A 19,842-nucleotide genomic window follows, 5' to 3' on the forward strand; every position below is an offset into this window, starting at 1 on the left:
GATCCCCTGCTTCACCTCCCTGAGCAGGTCCTCGTTTCGAGGAATTTCCCAGCCCGGCTTCGGCCGGGCTTTTTTACGGTGCGTACGGCTCGTACACTGGACCCATGTTGTGGGTCAAAGCTTTTCACATTGTGTTCGTGGCCAGCTGGTTCGCTGGCCTCTTCTATCTGCCACGCATTTACGTCAATCTGGCCATGGTGACGCCCGGTTCCGTGGCCGAGCGCGAGCGCCTGCTGTTGATGGCACGCAAACTGCTGCGCTTCACCACCATGCTGGCGGTGCCCGCCGTGGGCCTGGGTCTGTGGCTGTGGCTGGGTTACGGTTTTGCCGGCGGCTGGCTGCACGCCAAGCTGGCGGTGGTGGCGCTGGTGGTGGTCTACCACGGGGTGTGCGCCCGGTTGCTGCAACAGCTGGCGGCCGATGACTGCCGCCACAGCCACCGGTGGTTTCGCTGGTTCAATGAAATTCCGGTGCTGCTGCTGATCGCGGCGGTGGTGCTGGTGGTGGTCAAGCCTTTCTAAGCCCCGCTTTCCACGTGGAAAGCACTGCGGCCGCGCCTGCGCTGGTGCGCCGCGAGAAGGAGAACTTTCGCCCTATGCAGCCACGCAGCTCCGCATGGACCCTGGCGGCCATCTATGCCGCGCTGATTGTGTTCGCCAGCCTGTTTCCGTTCGAAGGCTGGCGCGTGCAGGGGGTGGATCCGTGGGTGTTTCTGACGGCGAAGCTGCCGCCTCCCTACTGGACCTGGTTCGACGTCAATACCAACATCGCCGGCTATGTGCCCCTGGGCTTTCTGCTGGCGCTGGGCATGCTGCGCGATGGCCGGCGTGCCCGCTGGGCCGTGCCGCTGGCGGCGCTGCTGGGTGCGGCGCTGTCGCTGGGCATGGAGTTCCTGCAGATCTACCTGCCGCGGCGGGTGCCGTCGAATCTGGACCTGTCGCTGAACGCCGCGGGCGCGCTGCTGGGGGCCTTGCTGGCGGCGCTGCTGGAGCGCCTGGGAGCGCTGCAGCGCTGGGCGCAGTTCCGTGAGCGCTGGCTGGCGCCGGGGTCCGGCGGTGCGGTGGCTTTGCTGGCGCTGTGGCCGGCGTCGCTGCTGTTCCCCACGGCCCTGCCATTCGGGCTGGGCCAGGTACTGGAGCGGCTGGATCTGTGGCTGGACGAGCAGCTGGAAGACACGCCGTTCATGAGCTGGCTGCCGCTGTGGGATGCGCCCATGACGCCGCTGACGCCAGGAGCCGAGTTGCTGTGCGTGATGCTGGGCCTGCTGATCCCCTGTCTGCTGGGCTACTGCGTCATCACGCACAAGCTGCGGCGGGCGGTGTTTGCGGTTTGCATCGTGCTGGCGGGGGTGGGGGTGACGGCCCTGTCGGCGGCGCTGACCTATGGGCCGGTCCATGCCTGGGAATGGCTGCAGGCGCCGGGGCGTGCGGCCATATGGGGTGGGGTGCTGGTGGCGCTGGCCCTGGTGCCGGTGCCGCGGCGCATCTGCGGCGTGCTGCTGCTGGTGGCCTTGTCCATGCACCTGAGCTGGCTCAACCAGGCGTCCACCGATGTCTACTTTGCACAGACGCTGCAGGTGTGGGAGCAGGGGCGCTTCATCCGCTTCTACGGTCTGGCCCAGTGGCTGGGCTGGCTGTGGCCGTACGCCACCCTCATCTATGTGGGCTGGTATATGGCGCAGCGCGCTGCCGCTCCTAGAATGGCGGCATGAGCGATCACTCCCGTGCGCCCGAGGCGCAAGCCGGCTACTACGCCCGCCACATCTTCTTCTGCCTGAATGAACGCCCCAATGGCGAAGACTGCTGTGCCTTGCATGGCGCGAAGGAGGGCTTCGACCATTGCAAGAAGCGGGTCAAGGAAGCCGGTCTGGCCGGCAAAGGCCAGGTGCGCGTGAACAAGGCCGGGTGCCTGGACCGCTGTGCGGCCGGCCCCGTGGCCGTGGTCTATCCCGAAGGCACCTGGTACACCTTTGTGGACGAGGCGGACATCGATGAAATCGTCGATTCCCACCTGAAGCACGGCCAGGTGGTGGAGCGTCTGCTGGTGCCGCCGGAACTTGGGCGCTGAAACGCGCTCACACGCTTCATTGGCCAAATTACCCTGCTGGACGCGCTGTGTTTGCGCGAGCAGCTCCTGATGGAATAGCAGTACGTGAATGTGCAGACTGAAAAATTCACCCTGACTGGCGCGGCAGGCGCCATCGAGGCCTTGCGTGACCAGCCCAGCCTGGACGGGGGGCTGCAGGCCCCGCGCGGCGTGGCGGTGATCACCCATCCCCACCCGCTGTTCGGCGGCACCATGGACAACAAGGTGGTGCAGACCCTGGCACGTGCTTTTGTGCAGTGCGGCTGGACCACGGTGCGTTTCAATTTCCGTGGTGTGGGCGCCAGCGCCGGCACGCACGATGCAGGCCGCGGCGAGCTGGACGACCTGCTGGCCGTGGTGCGCCAGGTGGCGCCCGAGGGGCCGCTGGCACTGGCCGGCTTTTCCTTTGGAGCCTTTGTGGCCAGCCATGCCCTGGCCACGCTGTGGCACGAAGGCCGCATCGCCAAGGCGGTGCTGGTGGGGACGGCGGCCAGCCGCTTCGAGGTGGCGCCTGTGCCACCCGAGGCCCATGAGCGCACGCTGGTGGTCCACGGCGAGCAGGACGACACCGTACCCCTGTCCGCTGTGATGGACTGGGCACGGCCACAGATACTGCCTGTAACCGTCGTGCCCGGAGGCGGGCATTTCTTCCACGGACAATTGCCGTTGCTCAAAGGGTTGGTGGTGCGCCACCTGCAGTCGGCAACATGATGGCTGGAAGGCCGTCGCTCACCCTTTTTCTTTTGTTTTGTCTATTTGTCTGAGCATTCTGTTCCCATGAAAACTGTGAAAACGCACCTGCAAGCCCTGGTTCTGAGTGCGGCCCTGGTGCCGGTCTGGGGTCTGGCGCAGATCGCCCAACCCCAACCCCCCGAGATCGCGGCCCGCAACTACCTGCTGATCGATGTGACGGCCAACCAGATCCTGGCCTCCAAGGAGCCGGATGTGGCCATCGAGCAAGCCTCGCTGACCAAGCTGATGACGGGCTATCTGGTGTTCGACGCGCTGCGCACCAAGAAGATCACGCTGGAGCAGACGCTGCCGGTGAGCGAGCAGGCCTGGAAGATGCCGGGTTCGCGCATGTTCATCGACCCCAAGATGCAGGTGAAGGTGGACGACCTGCTGCACGGCATGATCGTGCAGTCGGGCAACGATGCGACCATGGCGCTGGCCGAGGGCGTGGGCGGCAGCAAGGAAAATTTCGTGCGCCTCATGAACGAGCAGGCCAAGGCCCTCGGCATGAAGAACACCTCGTACAAGAACCCCGAAGGCCTGACCGAGCCGGGCCACCTGACGACGGCGCGTGACCTCTCCATCCTGGCCACGCGCCTGATGCATGACTTCCCCCAGTACATGCACTACTACGCGACCAAGCAGTACCGCTACCCGGGCACGCCTGCGTCCAATAGCAACAATCGCAACGCTTTGTTGTTCCGTGATCCCACGGTGGACGGACTGAAGACCGGTCACACCGCTGCCGCGGGCTACTGCCTGGTGGCCACGGCCAAGCGCGACATGCCCAATGTGGGCAGCCGCCGCCTGCTGTCCATCGTGCTGGGTACGGCCAGCGAGAACGCCCGTTCGGGCGAAAGCCAGAAGCTGCTGAACTGGGGTTACACCGCGTTCGACGGCGTCAAGCTGTTCGATGCCGGTCAGCCCGTGGAAGAGGCCCGTCTGTGGAAGGGCCAGAAGGACGCGCTGAAGATCGGCCAGGAAAGCGCCATTGTGGTGACCGTGCCGGCCGGCAGCGCAGGCAAGCTGACCACCCAGGTGGTGCGCAAGGATCCGCTGGTGGCGCCCATCGCCAAGGGGCAGAACGTAGGCTCCCTGAAGGTGCTGCTGGGTGCGGACACCGTGGCCGAAGTGCCTGTGGTGGCGCTGGAAGATGTGCCGGAAGCCGGCTTCTTCGGTCGCCTGTGGGATGCCATCCGCCTCTGGATCATGTAAGCAGTCCGGGCGGAGCGCCGGCGGCCCGTGCCGCTGCCGGCGCGCAAGTGCTTGATTCCACGGGGCTTGTGCAGCCGGTGGTTAGCAAGGGGTTATGCAAGGTCCCTTGCTTGCACTTGATCAAGCTGGTACATTTGAGGGCTTTTCGGAATTTCCGAAGGGTTTCACGTTTTCGCTTTGAAAAGCAAATTCACGTTTAGGGACGTTTTTAATGCCAACCATTAACCAACTCGTGCGTCAGGGCCGCACGGTCGAAGTTGTCAAATCCAAGAGCCCTGCTATGGAAAACTGCCCCCAACGCCGTGGCGTGTGCACCCGTGTGTACACCACCACGCCTAAGAAGCCTAACTCGGCTCTGCGTAAGGTGGCCAAGGTGCGTCTGACCAACGGTTTCGAAGTCATTTCGTACATCGGCGGTGAAGGCCACAACCTGCAAGAACACAGCGTGGTGCTGGTTCGCGGCGGCCGTGTGAAGGACTTGCCTGGTGTGCGTTACCACATCGTGCGCGGTTCGCTTGACCTGCAAGGCGTCAAGGACCGTAAGCAAGCCCGTTCCAAGTACGGTGCCAAGAAGCCTAAGGCCAAGTAAGCCCTGGTTTTTTGAAAAGACAAGTAGGTGCTGTATCCCGCGTGGCGCGAGATTCAGCGTAGTGACCCGAAGCGCAAATGTTTTGTGTGGGTCGAGTAAGTGGGAGTCCAGTTTTGGCTCTCGCGGTGTCTGAAAAGACGCCAACTGAAGCAAAGATAGAGGTAAAAAATGCCACGTCGTCGCGAAGTCCCCAAACGTGAAATTCTGCCGGATCCCAAGTTCGGCAATGTCGAGCTGTCCAAGTTCATGAACGTGATCATGGAAGGCGGCAAGAAGGCTGTTGCAGAACGCATCATCTACGGTGCTCTGGAACTGATCTCCAAGAAGTCGCCCGAGAAGGACGCTCTGGAAGTGTTCACCACCGCCATCAACAACGTGAAGCCCATGGTGGAAGTGAAGTCCCGCCGCGTGGGTGGCGCCAACTACCAGGTGCCCGTGGAAGTGCGCCCTGTCCGTCGTCTGGCGCTGTCCATGCGCTGGATCAAGGAAGCCGCCCGCAAGCGTGGTGAAAAGTCCATGGCCCAGCGCCTGGCCAACGAACTGATGGAAGCCACCGAAGGTCGTGGCGGCGCTATGAAGCGCCGTGACGAAGTGCACCGCATGGCCGAAGCCAACAAGGCTTTCAGCCACTTCCGCTTCTAATCGGAATTTCGCTCTCGCGAACGGGGCCGCACGCAAAAACTTGCTGCGGCCTTGTCTCGATTTAGAGCGTCCCCATATTGAACTGCTGGCCTTGCACACAAGGCGGGGTCCAGCAGATCTCCCATACGATCAATCAAGGATCCATCATGGCTCGCAAGACCCCCATCGAGCGCTACCGCAATATCGGTATTTCGGCGCACATCGACGCAGGCAAAACCACCACGACCGAACGTATCCTGTTCTACACAGGCGTGACCCACAAGCTGGGCGAAGTGCACGATGGTGCTGCTACGACCGACTGGATGGAGCAGGAACAAGAGCGCGGCATCACGATCACTTCGGCTGCCGTGACCTGCTTCTGGAAGGGTATGGATCTGTCCTACCCCGAACACCGCTTCAACATCATCGACACCCCCGGCCACGTGGACTTCACCATTGAGGTGGAGCGTTCCATGCGCGTGCTGGACGGTGCTTGCATGGTGTACTGCGCTGTGGGCGGCGTGCAGCCCCAGTCCGAAACCGTGTGGCGTCAGGCCAACAAGTACAAGGTGCCTCGTCTGGCCTTTGTGAACAAGATGGACCGTACCGGTGCCAACTTCTTCAAGGTCTACGACCAGATGAAGCTGCGCCTGAAGGCCAACCCTGTGCCCGTGGTGATCCCCATCGGCGCCGAAGACAACTTCAAGGGCGTGGTCGATCTGGTCAAGATGAAGGCCATCATCTGGGACGAAGCCTCCCAGGGCATGAAGTTCGAATACCAGGACATCCCCGCTGAGCTGGTGGAATCCGCCAACAAGTGGCGTGAAAACCTGGTGGAAGCTGCTGCCGAAGCGTCGGAAGAGCTGATGAACAAGTACCTGGAAGAAGGTACTCTGACTGAAGAAGAAGTGAAGCTCGGCGTGCGTACCCGTACCCTGGCCACCGAAATTCAGCCCATGCTGTGCGGTACCGCCTTCAAGAACAAGGGTGTGCAGCGCATGCTGGACGCCGTGATCGACTACCTGCCCGCGCCTGTGGACATCCCCGACGTTACCGGTACCGACCCCGATGACGAAGAGAAGAAGCTGTCGCGCAAGGCTGACGATGCTGAGAAGTTCTCGGCTCTGGCCTTCAAGCTGATGACTGACCCGTTCGTGGGCCAGCTGACCTTCGTGCGCGTGTACTCCGGCGTTCTGACCAAGGGCGAGACCGTTCTGAATGCCGTGAAGGGCAAGAAGGAACGTATCGGCCGTATCGTGCAGATGATGGCCAACGACCGCGTGGAAGTCGAAGAAATCCGTGCTGGCGACATCGCTGCCTGCGTGGGTCTGAAGGACGTGACCACCGGTGAAACCCTGTGCGACATCGCCGCTCCCATCGTGCTGGAACGCATGGTCTTCCCCGAGCCCGTGATTGCACAGGCTGTGGAACCCAAGTCCAAGGCCGACCAGGAAAAGATGGGTATCGCTCTGTCGCGTCTGGCTGCAGAAGATCCTTCCTTCCGCGTGCGCACCGACGAAGAATCCGGTCAGACCATCATCGCCGGTATGGGCGAGCTGCACCTGGAAATCATCGTTGACCGCATGAAGCGTGAATTCAACGTGGAAGCCAACGTGGGCAAGCCCCAAGTGGCCTACCGCGAAACGATCCGCAACACGGTCAAGGACGTGGACGGCAAGTTCGTTCGCCAATCCGGTGGTAAGGGTCAGTACGGTCACGTGGTTCTGACGCTGGAGCCTCAAGAGGCCGGCAAGGGCTTCGAGTTCGTCGACGAAATCAAGGGCGGTGTGGTTCCTCGCGAATACATCCCTGCGGTGGAAAAGGGCGTGATCGAAGCCCTGACTTCCGGCGTGCTGGCTGGCTACCCCGTGGTGGACGTCAAGGTGCGTCTGACCTTCGGTTCGTACCACGATGTGGACTCGAACGAAATGGCGTTCAAGATGGCCGCCATCTTCGGTTTCAAGGAAGCTGCCCGCAAGGCCAATCCCGTCATCCTGGAACCCATGATGGCTGTGGAAGTGGAAACGCCGGAAGACTACGCCGGTACGGTGATGGGTGACCTGTCTTCCCGTCGCGGTATGGTGCAGGGCATGGACGACATGGTTGGTGGCGGCAAGGCCATCAAGGCCGAAGTGCCTCTGTCGGAAATGTTCGGCTACGCCACGTCGCTGCGTTCGATGACCCAAGGTCGCGCCAGCTACACGATGGAGTTCAAGCACTACGCTGAAGCTCCTCGTAACGTGGCTGAAGCCATCGTGGCCGCTCGCGCTAAGTAAGCATTTCGGTCATAATCCGAAGTTCGCCCGAAGGCAGCTGAGGCTGCTTTCGGGCGAACTCGGATTGAAACAAGTTGCCGGTCTGCGACTGCATGCCGTCCTGTCACCTGTGCGGGGCGAAACAGCAATGCGGTGCAGACCTTAAACATCACACAGGTTTGCTCTTTTCTCTGGAGAATTTGCAATGGCAAAAGAAAAATTTGAACGTACCAAGCCCCACGTGAACGTGGGCACCATCGGTCACGTGGACCACGGTAAGACCACCCTGACGGCTGCTATCGCTACCGTTCTGTCGAAGAAGTTTGGCGGCGAAGCCAAGGCCTACGACCAGATCGACGCTGCACCCGAAGAAAAGGCCCGCGGTATTACCATCAACACCGCTCACGTCGAGTACGAAACGGCTAACCGCCACTACGCTCACGTGGACTGCCCCGGTCACGCCGACTATGTGAAGAACATGATCACCGGCGCTGCCCAGATGGACGGCGCTATCCTGGTGTGCTCGGCCGCTGACGGCCCCATGCCCCAGACCCGCGAACACATCCTGCTGTCGCGTCAGGTGGGCGTGCCTTACATCATCGTCTTCCTGAACAAGGCTGACATGGTGGACGACGAAGAACTGCTGGAACTGGTCGAAATGGAAGTGCGCGAGCTGCTGTCCAAGTACGACTTCCCCGGCGACGACACCCCCATCATCCGCGGCTCTGCCAAGCTGGCCCTGGAAGGCGACCAATCCGACAAGGGTGAACCCGCTATCCTGCGTCTGGCCGAAGCTCTGGACACCTACATCCCCACGCCTGAGCGTGCTGTGGACGGTGCCTTCCTGATGCCCGTGGAAGACGTGTTCTCGATCTCCGGTCGTGGTACCGTGGTGACCGGCCGTATCGAACGCGGCATCATCAAGGTCGGCGAAGAAATCGAAATCGTCGGTATCAAGGACACCCAGAAGACCACCGTCACGGGCGTGGAAATGTTCCGCAAGCTGCTGGACCAAGGTCAAGCTGGCGACAACGTGGGTCTGCTGCTGCGCGGCACCAAGCGTGAAGACGTGGAACGTGGCCAAGTGCTGTGCAAGCCCGCTTCGATCAAGCCCCACACCCACTTCACCGCTGAGGTGTATGTGCTGTCGAAGGACGAAGGCGGCCGCCACACTCCTTTCTTCAACAACTACCGTCCCCAGTTCTACTTCCGTACCACCGACGTGACCGGCTCCATCGAGCTGCCCGCCGACAAGGAAATGGTGATGCCTGGTGACAACGTGTCGATCACTGTGAAGCTGATCGCCCCCATCGCCATGGAAGAAGGTCTGCGTTTCGCTATCCGCGAAGGCGGCCGTACCGTGGGCGCTGGCGTGGTTGCTACCATCATTGCCTAATTCTTAGCACAACTAGGAATTAACAATGTCCAAGCAAAAGATCCGCATCCGCCTGAAGGCATTCGACTACAAGCTGATCGATCAGTCTGCAGCCGAGATCGTTGACACTGCCAAGCGCACCGGCGCGATCGTCAAGGGCCCCGTGCCCCTGCCGACCCGCATGAAGCGCTTTGACATCCTGCGTTCGCCGCACGTCAACAAGACCAGCCGTGACCAGTTCGAAATCCGTACGCACCAGCGTCTGATGGACATCGTGGACCCCACCGACAAGACTGTGGACGCCCTGATGAAGTTGGACCTGCCTGCTGGCGTGGACGTCGAAATCAAACTGCAATAAGACCTGGGTGAGGTGATTTCACCTCACATCGGTTCTTCCTTTTAACGCGAACTTGCTTGAAAAAGCAGTTCGCGTTAAAATTTGGAGCTTCGCTAATTTCTAGCGGAGTTTTATCAACCTTCTTTCGTGCGCTTCAGGGCTTTCCTGGTTGGGCGCAACGCTGGGCCAATTGCAGTTACAGCGGCGAAAGTTTTGGAGAAACAAATGAGTCTGAGCAACTCCCTGGGGTTGCTGGGCCGCAAGGTGGGCATGATGCGTCTGTTCACTGATGACGGGGACGCAGTGCCTGTCACAGTGGTGGATGTTTCTAACAACCGCGTGACCCAGATCAAAACCCAAGAGAACGATGGCTATGTGGCCCTGCAGGTCACATTCGGCGCGCGCAAAGCTTCGCGTGTGACCAAGCCTCAAGCCGGCCACCTTGCCAAGGCAGGTGTGGAAGCCGGTGAAGTGACCCAAGAATTCCGAGTGACCGAAGAAACTGCTGCCAAGTACGCAGCAGGTGCAGTGCTGCCCGTGGCAGAACTGTTCGCCGTCGGTCAAAAGGTGGACGTGCAAGGCACCTCCATCGGTAAGGGCTTCCAAGGCACGATCAAGCGTCACAACTTCGGTGCACAACGCGCTTCGCACGGTAACAGCCGTTCGCACCGCGTGCCCGGTTCTATCGGTATGGCACAAGACCCCGGTCGCGTGTTCCCCGGTAAGCGCATGTCCGGCCATATGGGCGACGTGACTGTGACCACCCAAAACCTCGACGTGGTTCGTATCGACGAAGCACGCCAACTGCTCTTGATCAAGGGCGCTGTTCCTGGCTCCAAGGGTGGCTTCGTGTCCGTGCGTCCCGCCGTGAAGGCCCAAGCTTCTAAAGGAGCGAACTAATGCAGCTCGAACTCCTGAATGAGCAAGGCCAGGCCGCATCCAAGTGCGATGTGCCTGAAACCGTGTTCGGCCGTGATTTCAACGAAGACCTGGTCCACCAGATCGTGACCGCCTTCCGTGCCAACGCACGTCAAGGTACCCGCGCTCAAAAGGACCGTGAGCAAGTGCGTCACACCACTGCCAAGCCTTTCAAGCAAAAGGGTACTGGTCGTGCACGTGCTGGTATGTCCTCCTCGCCTCTGTGGCGTGGCGGCGGTCGCATCTTCCCGAATCTGCCTGAAGAAAACTTCACGCAGAAGATCAACAAGAAGATGTACCGCGCTGGCATGGCTTCCATCCTGTCGCAGCTGGCCCGCGAAGGCCGTCTGGCCGTGGTGGACTCCCTGAAGCTGGAAAGCCCCAAGACCAAGGTCCTGGCTGACAAGTTCAAGTCCATGAACCTGGAGTCGGTGATGGTGATCGCCGAGGAAGTCGACGAGAACCTGTACCTGGCTTCGCGCAATCTGAAGAACGTGTTCGTGGTGGAGCCTCGCTACGCCGATCCCGTTTCGCTGATCCATTACAAGAAAGTGCTCGTCACCAAGGGCGCAATCGACAAACTCAAGGAGATGTTCGCATGAGCACGCTCAAGTTTGACGAAGGTCGTCTGATGCAAGTGTTGGTCGCTCCCATCGTGTCCGAAAAGGCCACCATGGTTGCCGAGAAGTCCAACGCTGTGACATTCAAGGTGCTGCAGAACGCTACCAAGCCTGAAATCAAAGCCGCTGTTGAACTGCTGTTCAAGGTGGAAGTGGCTGGCGTTTCCGTGGTGAACACCAAGGGCAAGACCAAGCGCTTCGGCAAGACCGTTGGCCGCCGCGACAATGTGCGCAAGGCTTACGTGATGCTCAAGCCCGGTCAAGAGCTGAACCTGTCTGGGGAGGCTGCTTAATCATGGCTGTTATCAAACTCAAGCCCACTTCGCCTGGCCAACGCGGCACGGTGAAGGTGACCCGCGATCACCTGTACAAGGGTGCTCCTCACGCCCCCCTGCTGGAAGCACAATTCCAGAAGGCCGGTCGTAACAACAACGGTCACATCACAACCCGTCACAAGGGCGGTGGTCACAAGCACCACTACCGCGTGGTGGACTTCAAGCGCACCAAGGACGGTATCCCCGCCAAGGTCGAGCGCATTGAATACGACCCGAACCGTACGGCCCACATCGCTCTGGTGTGCTATGCCGACGGCGAACGTCGCTACATCATTGCTCCTCGCAACCTGGAAGTGGGCGCAACCATCGTCAGCGGCTCTGAAGCGCCGATCCGCGTGGGTAACACCCTGCCGATCCGCAACATCCCTGTGGGTTCGACCATCCACTGCATCGAGCTGAACATCGGTGGCGGCGCGCAAATCGCCCGTTCCGCTGGTACCTCGGCTACGCTGCTGGCCCGCGAAGGCATCTACGCCCAAGTGCGTATGCGTTCGGGCGAAGTGCGCAAGGTGCACATCGAGTGCCGTGCCACCATCGGTGAAGTTGCCAACGAAGAACACAGCCTGCGCCAACTGGGCAAGGCCGGTGTGAAGCGTTGGATGGGTATCCGTCCGACCGTTCGCGGCGTTGCCATGAACCCTGTGGATCACCCCCACGGCGGTGGTGAAGGTCGTACCGGTGAAGGCCGTCATGCAGTTGACCCATGGGGCAATCTGACGAAGGGCTACCGTACCCGTAACAACAAGCGCACACAAGTCATGATTGTGTCGCGTCGTAAAAAGTAAGGGGTAGCAAATGACTCGTTCTCTCAAAAAGGGTCCGTTTGTTGACCATCACTTGTTGGCTAAGGTCGAAAAGGCCGTCACCACCAAGGACAAGCGCCCTGTTAAGACCTGGTCGCGTCGCTCCATGGTTCTGCCCGAGTTCATCGGTCTGACCATCGCCGTGCACAACGGCAAGCAGCACGTGCCTGTCTACATCACCGACCAAATGGTAGGTCACAAGCTGGGCGAATTCGCTCTGACTCGTACCTTCAAGGGTCACCCCGCCGACAAGAAGGCCAAGAAGTAAGGAACGACCATGTCTGAAACACGTGCAGTCCTCCGTGGCGTCCGCTTGTCGGTTGACAAGGGTCGCCTGGTCGCGGATCTGATCCGCGGCAAGAAGGTGGATCAAGCTCTGAACATCCTGGCTTTCACGCAGAAAAAAGCTGCCGTGATCGTGAAGAAGGTTCTGGAGTCCGCCATCGCCAACGCTGAGCACAACGACGGCGCCGATATCGACGAACTGAAGGTCAAGACCATCTTCGTCGAACAAGGCACCACGCTCAAGCGTTTCACCGCTCGCGCCAAGGGCCGTGGCAACCGCATCAGCAAGCCTACCTGCCACATCTACGTGACCGTGGGTAACTGAGGCCTAAAGGAAGAATATGGGACAGAAAATCCATCCTACCGGCTTCCGTCTGGCGGTGAGCCGCAACTGGGCAAGCCGTTGGTACGCAAGCAACCGTGATTTCGCCGGCATGCTGGCCGAAGACATCAAGGTTCGTGAGTACCTGAAGGCCAAGCTGAAGAACGCCGCTGTGTCGCGCGTCCTGATCGAGCGTCCTGCCAAGAACGCCCGCATCACCATTTTCTCGGCTCGTCCGGGCGTGGTGATCGGCAAGAAGGGTGAAGACATCGAGAACCTGAAGAAGGAACTCGCTACTCGCCTGGGCGTGCCTGTTGCTGTGAACATCGAAGAAGTGCGCAAGCCCGAAATCGATGCCAAGCTGATCGCTGACTCGATCACCCAGCAGCTGGAAAAGCGCATCATGTTCCGTCGCGCCATGAAGCGCGCCATGCAAAGCGCCATGCGTCTGGGTGCCCAAGGCATCAAGATCATGTCGTCGGGTCGTCTGAACGGCATCGAAATCGCACGTACCGAGTGGTACCGCGAAGGTCGCGTGCCTCTTCACACCCTGCGTGCGGACATCGACTATGGCTTCTCTGAAGCCAAGACCACCTACGGCATCATCGGCGTGAAGGTCTGGGTCTACAAGGGTGACACCTTGGGCCGCAACGATCTGCCCGCCGTGGAAACGCCCCGTCCTGACGACGAGCGTCGTCCTCGCGGTCCTCGCCGCGATGGTCGCCGTGACGGCGGTCGTGACGGTGCAGGCCGCGGTGCTCGCCGCCCTGCCGGCGGTAACGCGGCTCCTGCTGACGGTAGCGACAAGGCTGCCGCCGCTGGCGCTGACTCCGTTAAGCGCGTTCGTAAGGCTGACGCGCCCGCTACAGCAGCGGACGGTAAAGGAGAATAAACATGCTGCAACCTGCACGCCGCAAGTTCCGTAAGGAACAAAAGGGCCGCAACACCGGTATCGCTACCCGTGGCAACTCCGTTGCCTTCGGCGATTTCGGTCTGAAGTCCACGGACCGTGGCCGTCTGACGGCCCGCCAGATCGAAGCCGCACGTCGTGCGATTTCCCGTCACGTGAAGCGTGGCGGCCGTATCTGGATCCGCGTGTTCCCGGACAAGCCAATCTCTACCAAGCCCGCAGAAGTGCGTATGGGTAACGGTAAGGGCAACCCCGAGTACTACGTGGCCGAAATCCAGCCCGGCAAGGTGATCTACGAAATCGTAGGTGTGCCCGAAGAGCTGGCCCGTGAAGCGTTCCGCCTGGCTGCTGCCAAGCTGCCGCTGCGCACGACCTTCGTGTCCCGTCAAATTGGTGCTTAAGGAGATCAACATGACGAAATCTGCTGAACTCCGCCAAAAAGACGTGGCTGGTCTGGAAACTGAAGTGAAGTCCCTGCAAAAGGCTCATTTCGGTCTGCGCATGCAAAAGGCCACGCAACAACTGGGCAACACTGCGACCCTCAAGGCTACCCGCCGCGACATCGCTCGTGCCAAGACCATCCTTGCTGAAAAGCAAGCCGCCAAGTAAGGAGCCGACATGACGGAAGCTAAAACATCCCTCAAGCGCACCTTGATTGGCAAGGTGGTCAGCGACAAGCGCGCCAAGACCGTGACGGTCCTGGTGGAACGCAGCGTGAAGCACCCGATCTATGACAAGATCGTGGTGAAGTCGAGCAAGTACCACGCTCACGACGAGCAAGGCCAGTACAAGATGGGTGACACCATCGAGATCACTGAAAGCCGCCCTCTGTCGAAGACCAAGAACTGGGTGGCTACCCGCTTGGTGCAAAAGGCTGCTCTGGTCTAAGCATTCACCCGCTTTGACAGCAAAGTCTTAAAAAGCGACCCACAATGTGGGTCGCTTTTTTGTTTCCGGGACCTGCGTGCATGTCGCCGCAGGCTGGATTCACTTCATGACAAAGGACGCACCATGATCAAGGTTGGAGACACACTGCCCGCATGCAAGCTGATGGAATATGTGGAAGTGGAGGGCAATGGCTGCAGCATCGGCCCCAATCCGGTGGAACTGCCCCAGGCTCTGGCTGGCAAGACGATTGCCCTGTTCGCCGTGCCCGGCGCGTTCACGCCCACCTGCTCGGCCAAGCACCTGCCCGGCTACATCGAGCAAGTGGAGGCCTTCAAGGCCGCCGGCGTGGATGAAATCTGGTGCGTGGCTGTCAACGACGCCTTTGTGATGGGTGCCTGGGGCCGCGACCAGAAGGCCGGCGGCAAGGTGCGCATGATCGCCGACGGCGATGCTGCGTTCGCCAAGGCCATCGGCCTGACGCTGGACCTGAACGGCAAGGGCCTGGGTCTGCGCAGCAACCGTTACTCCATGCTGGTCAAGGACGGCAAGGTGGTGAGCCTGAACGTGGAAGGCCCTGGCAAGTTCGAAGTCAGCGACGCAGCGACCCTGCTGGGCCAGGCCAAGGCCGCCTGACGCTGCGGGACCTCGCGGTTCCCTCCCAAAGAACGCCACAGCCGTGGCGTTTTTTTATGGGCCGTTGCGTTTGCTCAGGCTTCAGTCTCCGCGGCCGGTGGTCGCTTCAGGGAAGAGGAGGGCGCGCCATTGTCCAGGATGGGGGTGGTCCAGCGTCCGGTCTTGAAGACATCGGACACGCCGCGGTTGCGGGCCTCCTGCTCCACGGTCTTGCGCCAGTCTTCCAGCAGCTGGGTGCGGCCCGCAGTGTCCTGCATCAGCAGGGCGGTTTTCAGGAAATGCATGAGCCGCGTGACGGTCGAGGAAGGGCGGGCATCCGGGCGCATCCAGCGGTAGGCGGCAGAGCTTTCCGCGCCGAAGTAGGTGGCGAAACGCTTGGGCTCCACATCGGCCACCTCGTTCATCAGCGCGAACATTTCGCCCGCCGTGGGCTGGCGCGGCACCACGGCCAGTTCGGGGTGCTGGGCCAGAAAGCGCACCAGCAGGGCCAGGGTGGGGTCCTTCACCGGCTCGTCCGGCGCCTGGCGCACCACCTGCATCCAGCGCGTGATGGACATGCTCAGCACCCAGATGATGTCGTTGGTCAGCAGGCCGAATTCCTGACGGACGGCATCCAGATCGCGGCCCAGGACGGGGCGGTTTGATGGAATCATTGTGAGAGAATGTTAAGAATTTACAAATTATTACCAGTCTCACTGCACTTTTGGCAGGGACGGCATCTGAGCTGACATGCTGTGCCGCCAATTGCGAGCAAGCTAGCCGAATTATTCCAAAATCGAGACAAATTTAGCATTGCAAATATACCGTGCGTCAGTACGTATATTCGCCATGCATGTAACAAAACGTTTTCCGAATGCCCCATAACGCCACCTCCCGTGTCCAGCTCACGCTGCTCAGCCTCATCCGTGTGCATGGTCAGCAGGTACAGCCCATGGTGGGCACCAGCCGGGTGTGCGAGCAGGGGGACGATGTGCACCTGGTGGCGGGCTCCATTCCGTTCCACGACCGGGCCATGGACGCCAAGGCCCCCACACCGGGCAAGGGTCTGCTGGCCTTGTTCGGCATCCGGGATGCGCTGGACGAGCTGCAGCACTGGCGCACCGTGGCGCGCAACTCACAGGCCCAGTTCGCCTACCTGCAGCTGCAGGTGGAAGTGGGCACGCCGGCGCCGGGCGCTGTCACGCGCCAGATGCTGCGGGAATGCGGCGCCCAGCTGCGCTTCCTGAATGTGCGCCGCAGTGCGGCCGAGTTCCAGAAGGAAGCGCTGGCCCGGTTTGCCGGCTGGGTGGCCGAGGAAGGCGGAGACCCGGGGCGCGACATGGCGCATGTGCGGCAGATGGCCTTGCGCCCGGACCTGTTCGAGCGCCTGCTGTACGAAGATGCGGACCTGCAGCACATCGATGTGATGGTGCTGCCCCTGGCCGACTGGCCCGATCCGGCGCGCGTGCGCCAGGTGGCCTATGTGCGTGCCGGCACGCCGCTGATGGCCCAGGTGCAGGGCAGTGACCGGATGCAGGTGCACCTGCCCGGCTGGATGGCACAGCGCCACGGGCCGGACCAGGACATGGCCTACCTGCCTTGTTGCGAGGACAGGGCGGCATAGCGCCGCGGCACCACTTGCGGCGAAGGGTGTGCGGCCCTACCCCCGCCGCCGCGATGCCTGCACCCGGCGCGCAGGCCGTTGCAGCACTTATCCCACGGTGCCCAGGACTTTCAGTTCCTTGCCTTCGGGCACTTCGTTGAAGGACAGCACCTGCAGGCCCTGGGCAAACAGGCGCGCATAGCGGGCCAGCAGCGGGCGCAGCTGGGGCGTGACCAGCAGGATGGGCGCGGTGGCCTGCTGCTTCATCAGGTCGCGCGCATGGGCCATGTGCTCCTGCAGCTGGCCGAGCAGGCTGGGATCCACCGGGTAATTGTCCAGCGGCACTTTCTTGTTGGTGTGGCGGGCGCTGCTGAGGGCGCCCAGCAGCAGCTGCTCCAGCTCCGTGCCCAGGGTGAAGGCCTTGATCTCGGGGGCCGTGCTGACGAGCTGGCGGCGCAGTGCGCAGCGCACTTCGGCGGTCAGCAGGATGGGGTCCTTGGTGGTGTCGATGCTGTCCAGCAGCGCGGTGGCGATCTGCACAATGTCCTTCAGGGCCACCCCTTCACGCAGCAGCTGCTTGAACACGGCGTGCTGCAATTGGGCCGGACAGGCCTTTTCCAGCGCGGCGGCTAGCTTGGGCGACAGGGCATTGAGCCGTTCGTGCAAGGCATGCACATCGTCGTGGCGGATCAGCTCGTCCAGGTGCTGGCGCACCACGCGCGTCACATGGGTGGAGACAATGCTGACGCAGTCCGCCACCTGGTAGCCCATGCCCAGGGCATGGGCCTTGTCCTTGGGGTCGATCCAGGTCACCGGCAGCTGGTAGGCCGGTTCGATGCCGGGAATGCCGTCGAGCTGGCCGTACACATGGGGCGAGGGAATGGCCATCAGCTTGTCGGCGTGCACCTCGGCCTTGGCGACGATGCTGTCGTTGATCAGGATGGTGTACTGGTTGGGAGGCAGGGTCAGGTCGTCGCGCACATGGACCGGGGGCAGGACAAAGCCCATCGCCTCGCTGACGCTCTGGCGCACGCCCTTGAGCCGTGTGGCCAGCGGTGCGCCCTGCCCGGGGTCGAGCTGGCTGACCAAGCGGTAGCCCACGCGCACCGACAGCTGCTCGGTGATGGGCAGGCTCTGCCAGCCAAAATCCTGCACGGCCGCCGCGGTCACGCTCTGCAGCAGACCCAGGTTGTCGGGCGCCGGCTGCACGCCGCCGGGCTGCTTGGCCATGGCCCAGCCGCCCAGCACCAGCACCGCGGCAAACGCCAGGAAAGGCATCCAGGGCATGCCGGGGATCAGGCCCAGCACCAGCATCACGCCGGCGGCGCTGTACAGCACGGCCGGCTTGGCCAGCAGCTGCTGGCGCACCTGGTCCGAGAACTCGCCGGCATCCGCATCGCTGATGCGGGTGACGATCACCGCCGATGCGGCCGACAGCAGCAGCGCCGGGATCTGGGCGACCAGGCCGTCACCGATGGTCAGCAGCGCATACAGGCGGAATGACTCGCCCAGCGGCAGATCGTGCATCAGCGAGCCGATGGCCACGCCGCCGATCAGGTTGATGATCAGGATCAGGATGGAGGCGATCGCATCGCCCCGCACAAACTTGGAGGCACCGTCCATGGCGCCGTAGAAGTCGGCTTCGGTGGCGACTTCCTTGCGCCGCGTCTGGGCCTGCTGCTGGTTGATCAGACCGGCGTTCAGGTCGGCGTCGATGGCCATCTGCTTGCCGGGCAGCGCATCCAGCGTGAAGCGGGCCGAGACTTCCGAGATCCGCTCCGCGCCCTTGGTCACCACCACGAAGTTGATGATCATCAGGATGATGAACACCACCAGGCCGACGACGAAATTGCCGCCGATCACCACGTTGCCGAAGGACTCGATCACATGGCCGGCGGCATCGGGTCCGTTCTGGCCGTGCAGCAGCACCACGCGGGTCGATGCCACGTTCAGGCCCAGGCGCATCAGGGTGGTGACCAGGATGATGGTGGGGAAGACGGCAAAGTCCAGCGGCCGCTTGACGCCCACGGCCACCAGCACCACCACCAGCGACAGCACGATGTTGAAGGTGAAGAAGATGTCCAGCGCCAGCGGAGGCAGCGGCAGCATGACCATGGCCAGCAGCGCCAGCAAAAACACAGGCACAGCCCATTGGTGGCGGGACAGGGCCTGGCGCAGTTCGGTGACGTAGTGCTTCATGGTGCAGGAGACGGATCAGACAGTTCGGTAGGGACGTCCAGCGCGTGCGGCATCTCCGGGCGTGCAGGGCGCTGGCCCTGGCGGAAGGCCTTGATCTGCAGCACGTAATGCAGCACCTGGGCCACGCTGCGGTAGAGCACGGCCGGGATCTGCTGGTTGACTTGGCTGGTGTGGTAGACGGCGCGCGCCAGTGCCGGGATGCTGACGACCTCGACCTGGTGCTGCAGCGCGATCTCGCGGATGTAGAAGGCCATCTCGTCCACGCCCTTGGCGATCACATACGGCGCTTCGGCCCGCTGGGTGTCGTAGCGCACGGCCACGGCAAAGTGTTCGGGGTTGACGATCACGGCATCGGCCTTGGGGACGGTGGCACGCACGCTGCGCCGGGCCAGCTGCCGCTGGATCTGGCGGATGCGGTTTTTCACTTCCGGGCGGCCTTCGTTGCTCTTGTGCTCTTCCTTGACTTCCTGCTTGCTCATGCGCTGGCTGCGCAGAAAGAAAAAGCGCTGCAGCGGAACGTCGATCAGCGCCAGGATGACGAAGATGACCACGATGGACATCACGCCGGACAGGAACAGGGCAATGCCTTCCCGCACCGCCAGGTCCAGGGTCATCGAAGGCAGTGCGGTGAAATGGCGCACATTGGCCTTGCAGTAGGCGTAGACCACGCCGGCCACGGTCGCAGCCTTGAGCACGGACATCAGCAGGTCGCCGTAGTGCTTGGCCTTGAAGAACTTCGACAGGTTCTGTTTGGGGCTCAAGCGGCTGAACTTGGGCTGCAGGTTCTTTGGCGACAGCAGCCAGCCGCCAGGAAACAGGGACGCGACGGCCACCAGCAGCGGGGTGATGAACAGCGGCAGCAGCATCTGGGCGAACAGCATCCCGGCATCGGCCCAGACGGCCCCCACCATGGCGTCGATGGTGCCGGTACCGGAGGCATCGTCCAGGCCGCGCTGGAACAGGCCGTGGAATTTGCGCAGGTAGTCGGGCATGAACAGCGCCGTCACCTGCAGCGTGACCACCAGCCCCACCGCCGTGGCCAGGTCGCGCGAGCGCGCCACCTGGCCTTCTTCGCGCATTTTGCGCAGCTTGTGGTCGGAGGCCCGTTCGGACTTGTCGCCTGCACTGTCTGCCATGT

25 protein-coding genes are annotated in these 19,842 nt (G+C 61.8%); 22 read left to right on the plus strand and 3 right to left on the minus strand.

The annotated features are described in order from the left end of the window. Positions 1-104: 104 nt before the first annotated feature. From KW830_RS12780 to KW830_RS12880, 21 genes are all read left to right on the plus strand, one after another. A complete protein-coding gene (locus KW830_RS12780) occupies positions 105-521 on the plus strand; it encodes a CopD family protein (protein ID WP_218333377.1) in 417 nt (138 codons plus the stop codon). 74 nt (positions 522-595) lie between these two features. Beyond that, entirely contained in the window at positions 596-1,711 is a 1,116-nt protein-coding gene (locus KW830_RS12785) for a VanZ family protein (protein ID WP_218333489.1), read from the plus strand. Next, positions 1,708-2,067, plus strand: coding sequence for a ferredoxin (locus KW830_RS12790; RefSeq protein WP_066538877.1), 360 nt, complete (start codon positions 1,708-1,710; stop codon positions 2,065-2,067). The genes KW830_RS12785 and KW830_RS12790 overlap by 4 nt, the downstream gene beginning before the upstream one ends. Before the next feature lie 84 nt (positions 2,068-2,151). Beyond that, a complete protein-coding gene (locus KW830_RS12795; RefSeq protein WP_218333378.1) occupies positions 2,152-2,796 on the plus strand; it encodes an alpha/beta hydrolase in 645 nt (214 codons plus the stop codon). A gap of 66 nt (positions 2,797-2,862) precedes the next feature. Next, complete coding sequence (locus tag KW830_RS12800) at positions 2,863-4,032, plus strand: D-alanyl-D-alanine carboxypeptidase family protein (protein WP_066538879.1); 1,170 nt, start codon at positions 2,863-2,865, stop codon at positions 4,030-4,032. A 211-nt stretch (positions 4,033-4,243) separates the two neighbouring features. Then, positions 4,244-4,621, plus strand: a complete 378-nt coding sequence (gene rpsL, locus KW830_RS12805; protein ID WP_003059441.1) for a 30S ribosomal protein S12 — start codon at positions 4,244-4,246, stop codon at positions 4,619-4,621. Positions 4,622-4,789: 168 nt separating this feature from the next. Then, complete coding sequence (gene rpsG, locus KW830_RS12810) at positions 4,790-5,263, plus strand: 30S ribosomal protein S7 (protein ID WP_066538882.1); 474 nt, start codon at positions 4,790-4,792, stop codon at positions 5,261-5,263. 146 nt (positions 5,264-5,409) lie between these two features. Then, positions 5,410-7,518, plus strand: coding sequence for an elongation factor G (gene fusA / locus KW830_RS12815; RefSeq protein ID WP_066538883.1), 2,109 nt, complete (start codon positions 5,410-5,412; stop codon positions 7,516-7,518). Between the two features lie 184 nt (positions 7,519-7,702). Beyond that, a complete protein-coding gene (tuf, locus tag KW830_RS12820) occupies positions 7,703-8,893 on the plus strand; it encodes an elongation factor Tu (protein WP_098066016.1) in 1,191 nt (396 codons plus the stop codon). Positions 8,894-8,918: 25 nt separating this feature from the next. After that, positions 8,919-9,230 carry a 30S ribosomal protein S10 gene (gene rpsJ, locus KW830_RS12825; RefSeq protein WP_003059431.1) on the plus strand — a complete coding sequence of 104 codons (312 nt, stop codon included), beginning with the start codon at positions 8,919-8,921 and terminating at the stop codon, positions 9,228-9,230. Between the two features lie 204 nt (positions 9,231-9,434). Beyond that, complete coding sequence (gene rplC, locus KW830_RS12830; protein ID WP_066541975.1) at positions 9,435-10,109, plus strand: 50S ribosomal protein L3; 675 nt, start codon at positions 9,435-9,437, stop codon at positions 10,107-10,109. Next, entirely contained in the window at positions 10,109-10,729 is a 621-nt protein-coding gene (rplD, locus tag KW830_RS12835) for a 50S ribosomal protein L4 (RefSeq protein WP_066541974.1), read from the plus strand. Before rplC ends, rplD begins: the two co-directional genes overlap by 1 nt. After that, the gene (rplW, locus tag KW830_RS12840; RefSeq protein WP_066541973.1) at positions 10,726-11,040 is read left to right on the plus strand and encodes a 50S ribosomal protein L23; all 315 of its coding nucleotides are present in this window, start codon (positions 10,726-10,728) and stop codon (positions 11,038-11,040) included. Before rplD ends, rplW begins: the two co-directional genes overlap by 4 nt. Before the next feature lie 2 nt (positions 11,041-11,042). Continuing rightward, positions 11,043-11,867, plus strand: coding sequence for a 50S ribosomal protein L2 (gene rplB / locus KW830_RS12845; protein ID WP_066541971.1), 825 nt, complete (start codon positions 11,043-11,045; stop codon positions 11,865-11,867). 10 nt (positions 11,868-11,877) lie between these two features. Beyond that, complete coding sequence (gene rpsS, locus KW830_RS12850; protein WP_066541969.1) at positions 11,878-12,153, plus strand: 30S ribosomal protein S19; 276 nt, start codon at positions 11,878-11,880, stop codon at positions 12,151-12,153. A 9-nt stretch (positions 12,154-12,162) separates the two neighbouring features. Next, entirely contained in the window at positions 12,163-12,495 is a 333-nt protein-coding gene (gene rplV / locus KW830_RS12855; protein ID WP_020229468.1) for a 50S ribosomal protein L22, read from the plus strand. A 16-nt stretch (positions 12,496-12,511) separates the two neighbouring features. Next, on the plus strand, positions 12,512-13,384 hold the full coding sequence (gene rpsC / locus KW830_RS12860; protein WP_066541967.1) for a 30S ribosomal protein S3: 873 nt from the start codon (positions 12,512-12,514) through the stop codon (positions 13,382-13,384). Between the two features lie 2 nt (positions 13,385-13,386). Next, positions 13,387-13,803 (plus strand): 50S ribosomal protein L16, encoded by a 417-nt coding sequence (gene rplP, locus KW830_RS12865; RefSeq protein WP_066541965.1) that lies wholly within the window; start codon positions 13,387-13,389, stop codon positions 13,801-13,803. A 10-nt stretch (positions 13,804-13,813) separates the two neighbouring features. Then, positions 13,814-14,011: a 50S ribosomal protein L29 gene (rpmC, locus tag KW830_RS12870; RefSeq protein WP_066541986.1), complete on the plus strand. Its 198-nt coding sequence runs from the start codon at positions 13,814-13,816 to the stop codon at positions 14,009-14,011. A gap of 9 nt (positions 14,012-14,020) precedes the next feature. Next, positions 14,021-14,290, plus strand: a complete 270-nt coding sequence (gene rpsQ / locus KW830_RS12875) for a 30S ribosomal protein S17 (protein WP_066541964.1) — start codon at positions 14,021-14,023, stop codon at positions 14,288-14,290. Between the two features lie 123 nt (positions 14,291-14,413). Then, on the plus strand, positions 14,414-14,923 hold the full coding sequence (locus KW830_RS12880) for a peroxiredoxin (RefSeq protein WP_066541963.1): 510 nt from the start codon (positions 14,414-14,416) through the stop codon (positions 14,921-14,923). Positions 14,924-14,997: 74 nt separating this feature from the next. Here the strand turns inward: KW830_RS12880 and KW830_RS12885 are convergent, their stop codons facing one another. Further along, positions 14,998-15,576: a hypothetical protein gene (locus KW830_RS12885; RefSeq protein WP_066541962.1), complete on the minus strand. Its 579-nt coding sequence runs from the start codon at positions 15,574-15,576 to the stop codon at positions 14,998-15,000. Positions 15,577-15,776: 200 nt separating this feature from the next. On the opposite strand from KW830_RS12885, the gene KW830_RS12890 reads away from it, so the two are divergent. After that, positions 15,777-16,526: a hypothetical protein gene (locus tag KW830_RS12890; RefSeq protein ID WP_066541960.1), complete on the plus strand. Its 750-nt coding sequence runs from the start codon at positions 15,777-15,779 to the stop codon at positions 16,524-16,526. An 87-nt stretch (positions 16,527-16,613) separates the two neighbouring features. Here KW830_RS12890 and KW830_RS12895 read toward each other — a convergent pair whose 3' ends face one another. Continuing rightward, positions 16,614-18,704 carry a flagellar biosynthesis protein FlhA gene (locus KW830_RS12895; protein ID WP_218333379.1) on the minus strand — a complete coding sequence of 697 codons (2,091 nt, stop codon included), beginning with the start codon at positions 18,702-18,704 and terminating at the stop codon, positions 16,614-16,616. Beyond that, positions 18,701-19,840, minus strand: a complete 1,140-nt coding sequence (gene flhB / locus KW830_RS12900; protein ID WP_066541957.1) for a flagellar type III secretion system protein FlhB — start codon at positions 19,838-19,840, stop codon at positions 18,701-18,703. Before flhB ends, KW830_RS12895 begins: the two co-directional genes overlap by 4 nt. Positions 19,841-19,842 lie beyond the last annotated feature (2 nt).

The sequence above is a fragment of the Comamonas sp. CMM03 genome (genome assembly GCF_019218715.1).
Taxonomy (GTDB): Bacteria; Pseudomonadota; Gammaproteobacteria; order Burkholderiales; family Burkholderiaceae_C; genus Comamonas; species Comamonas terrigena.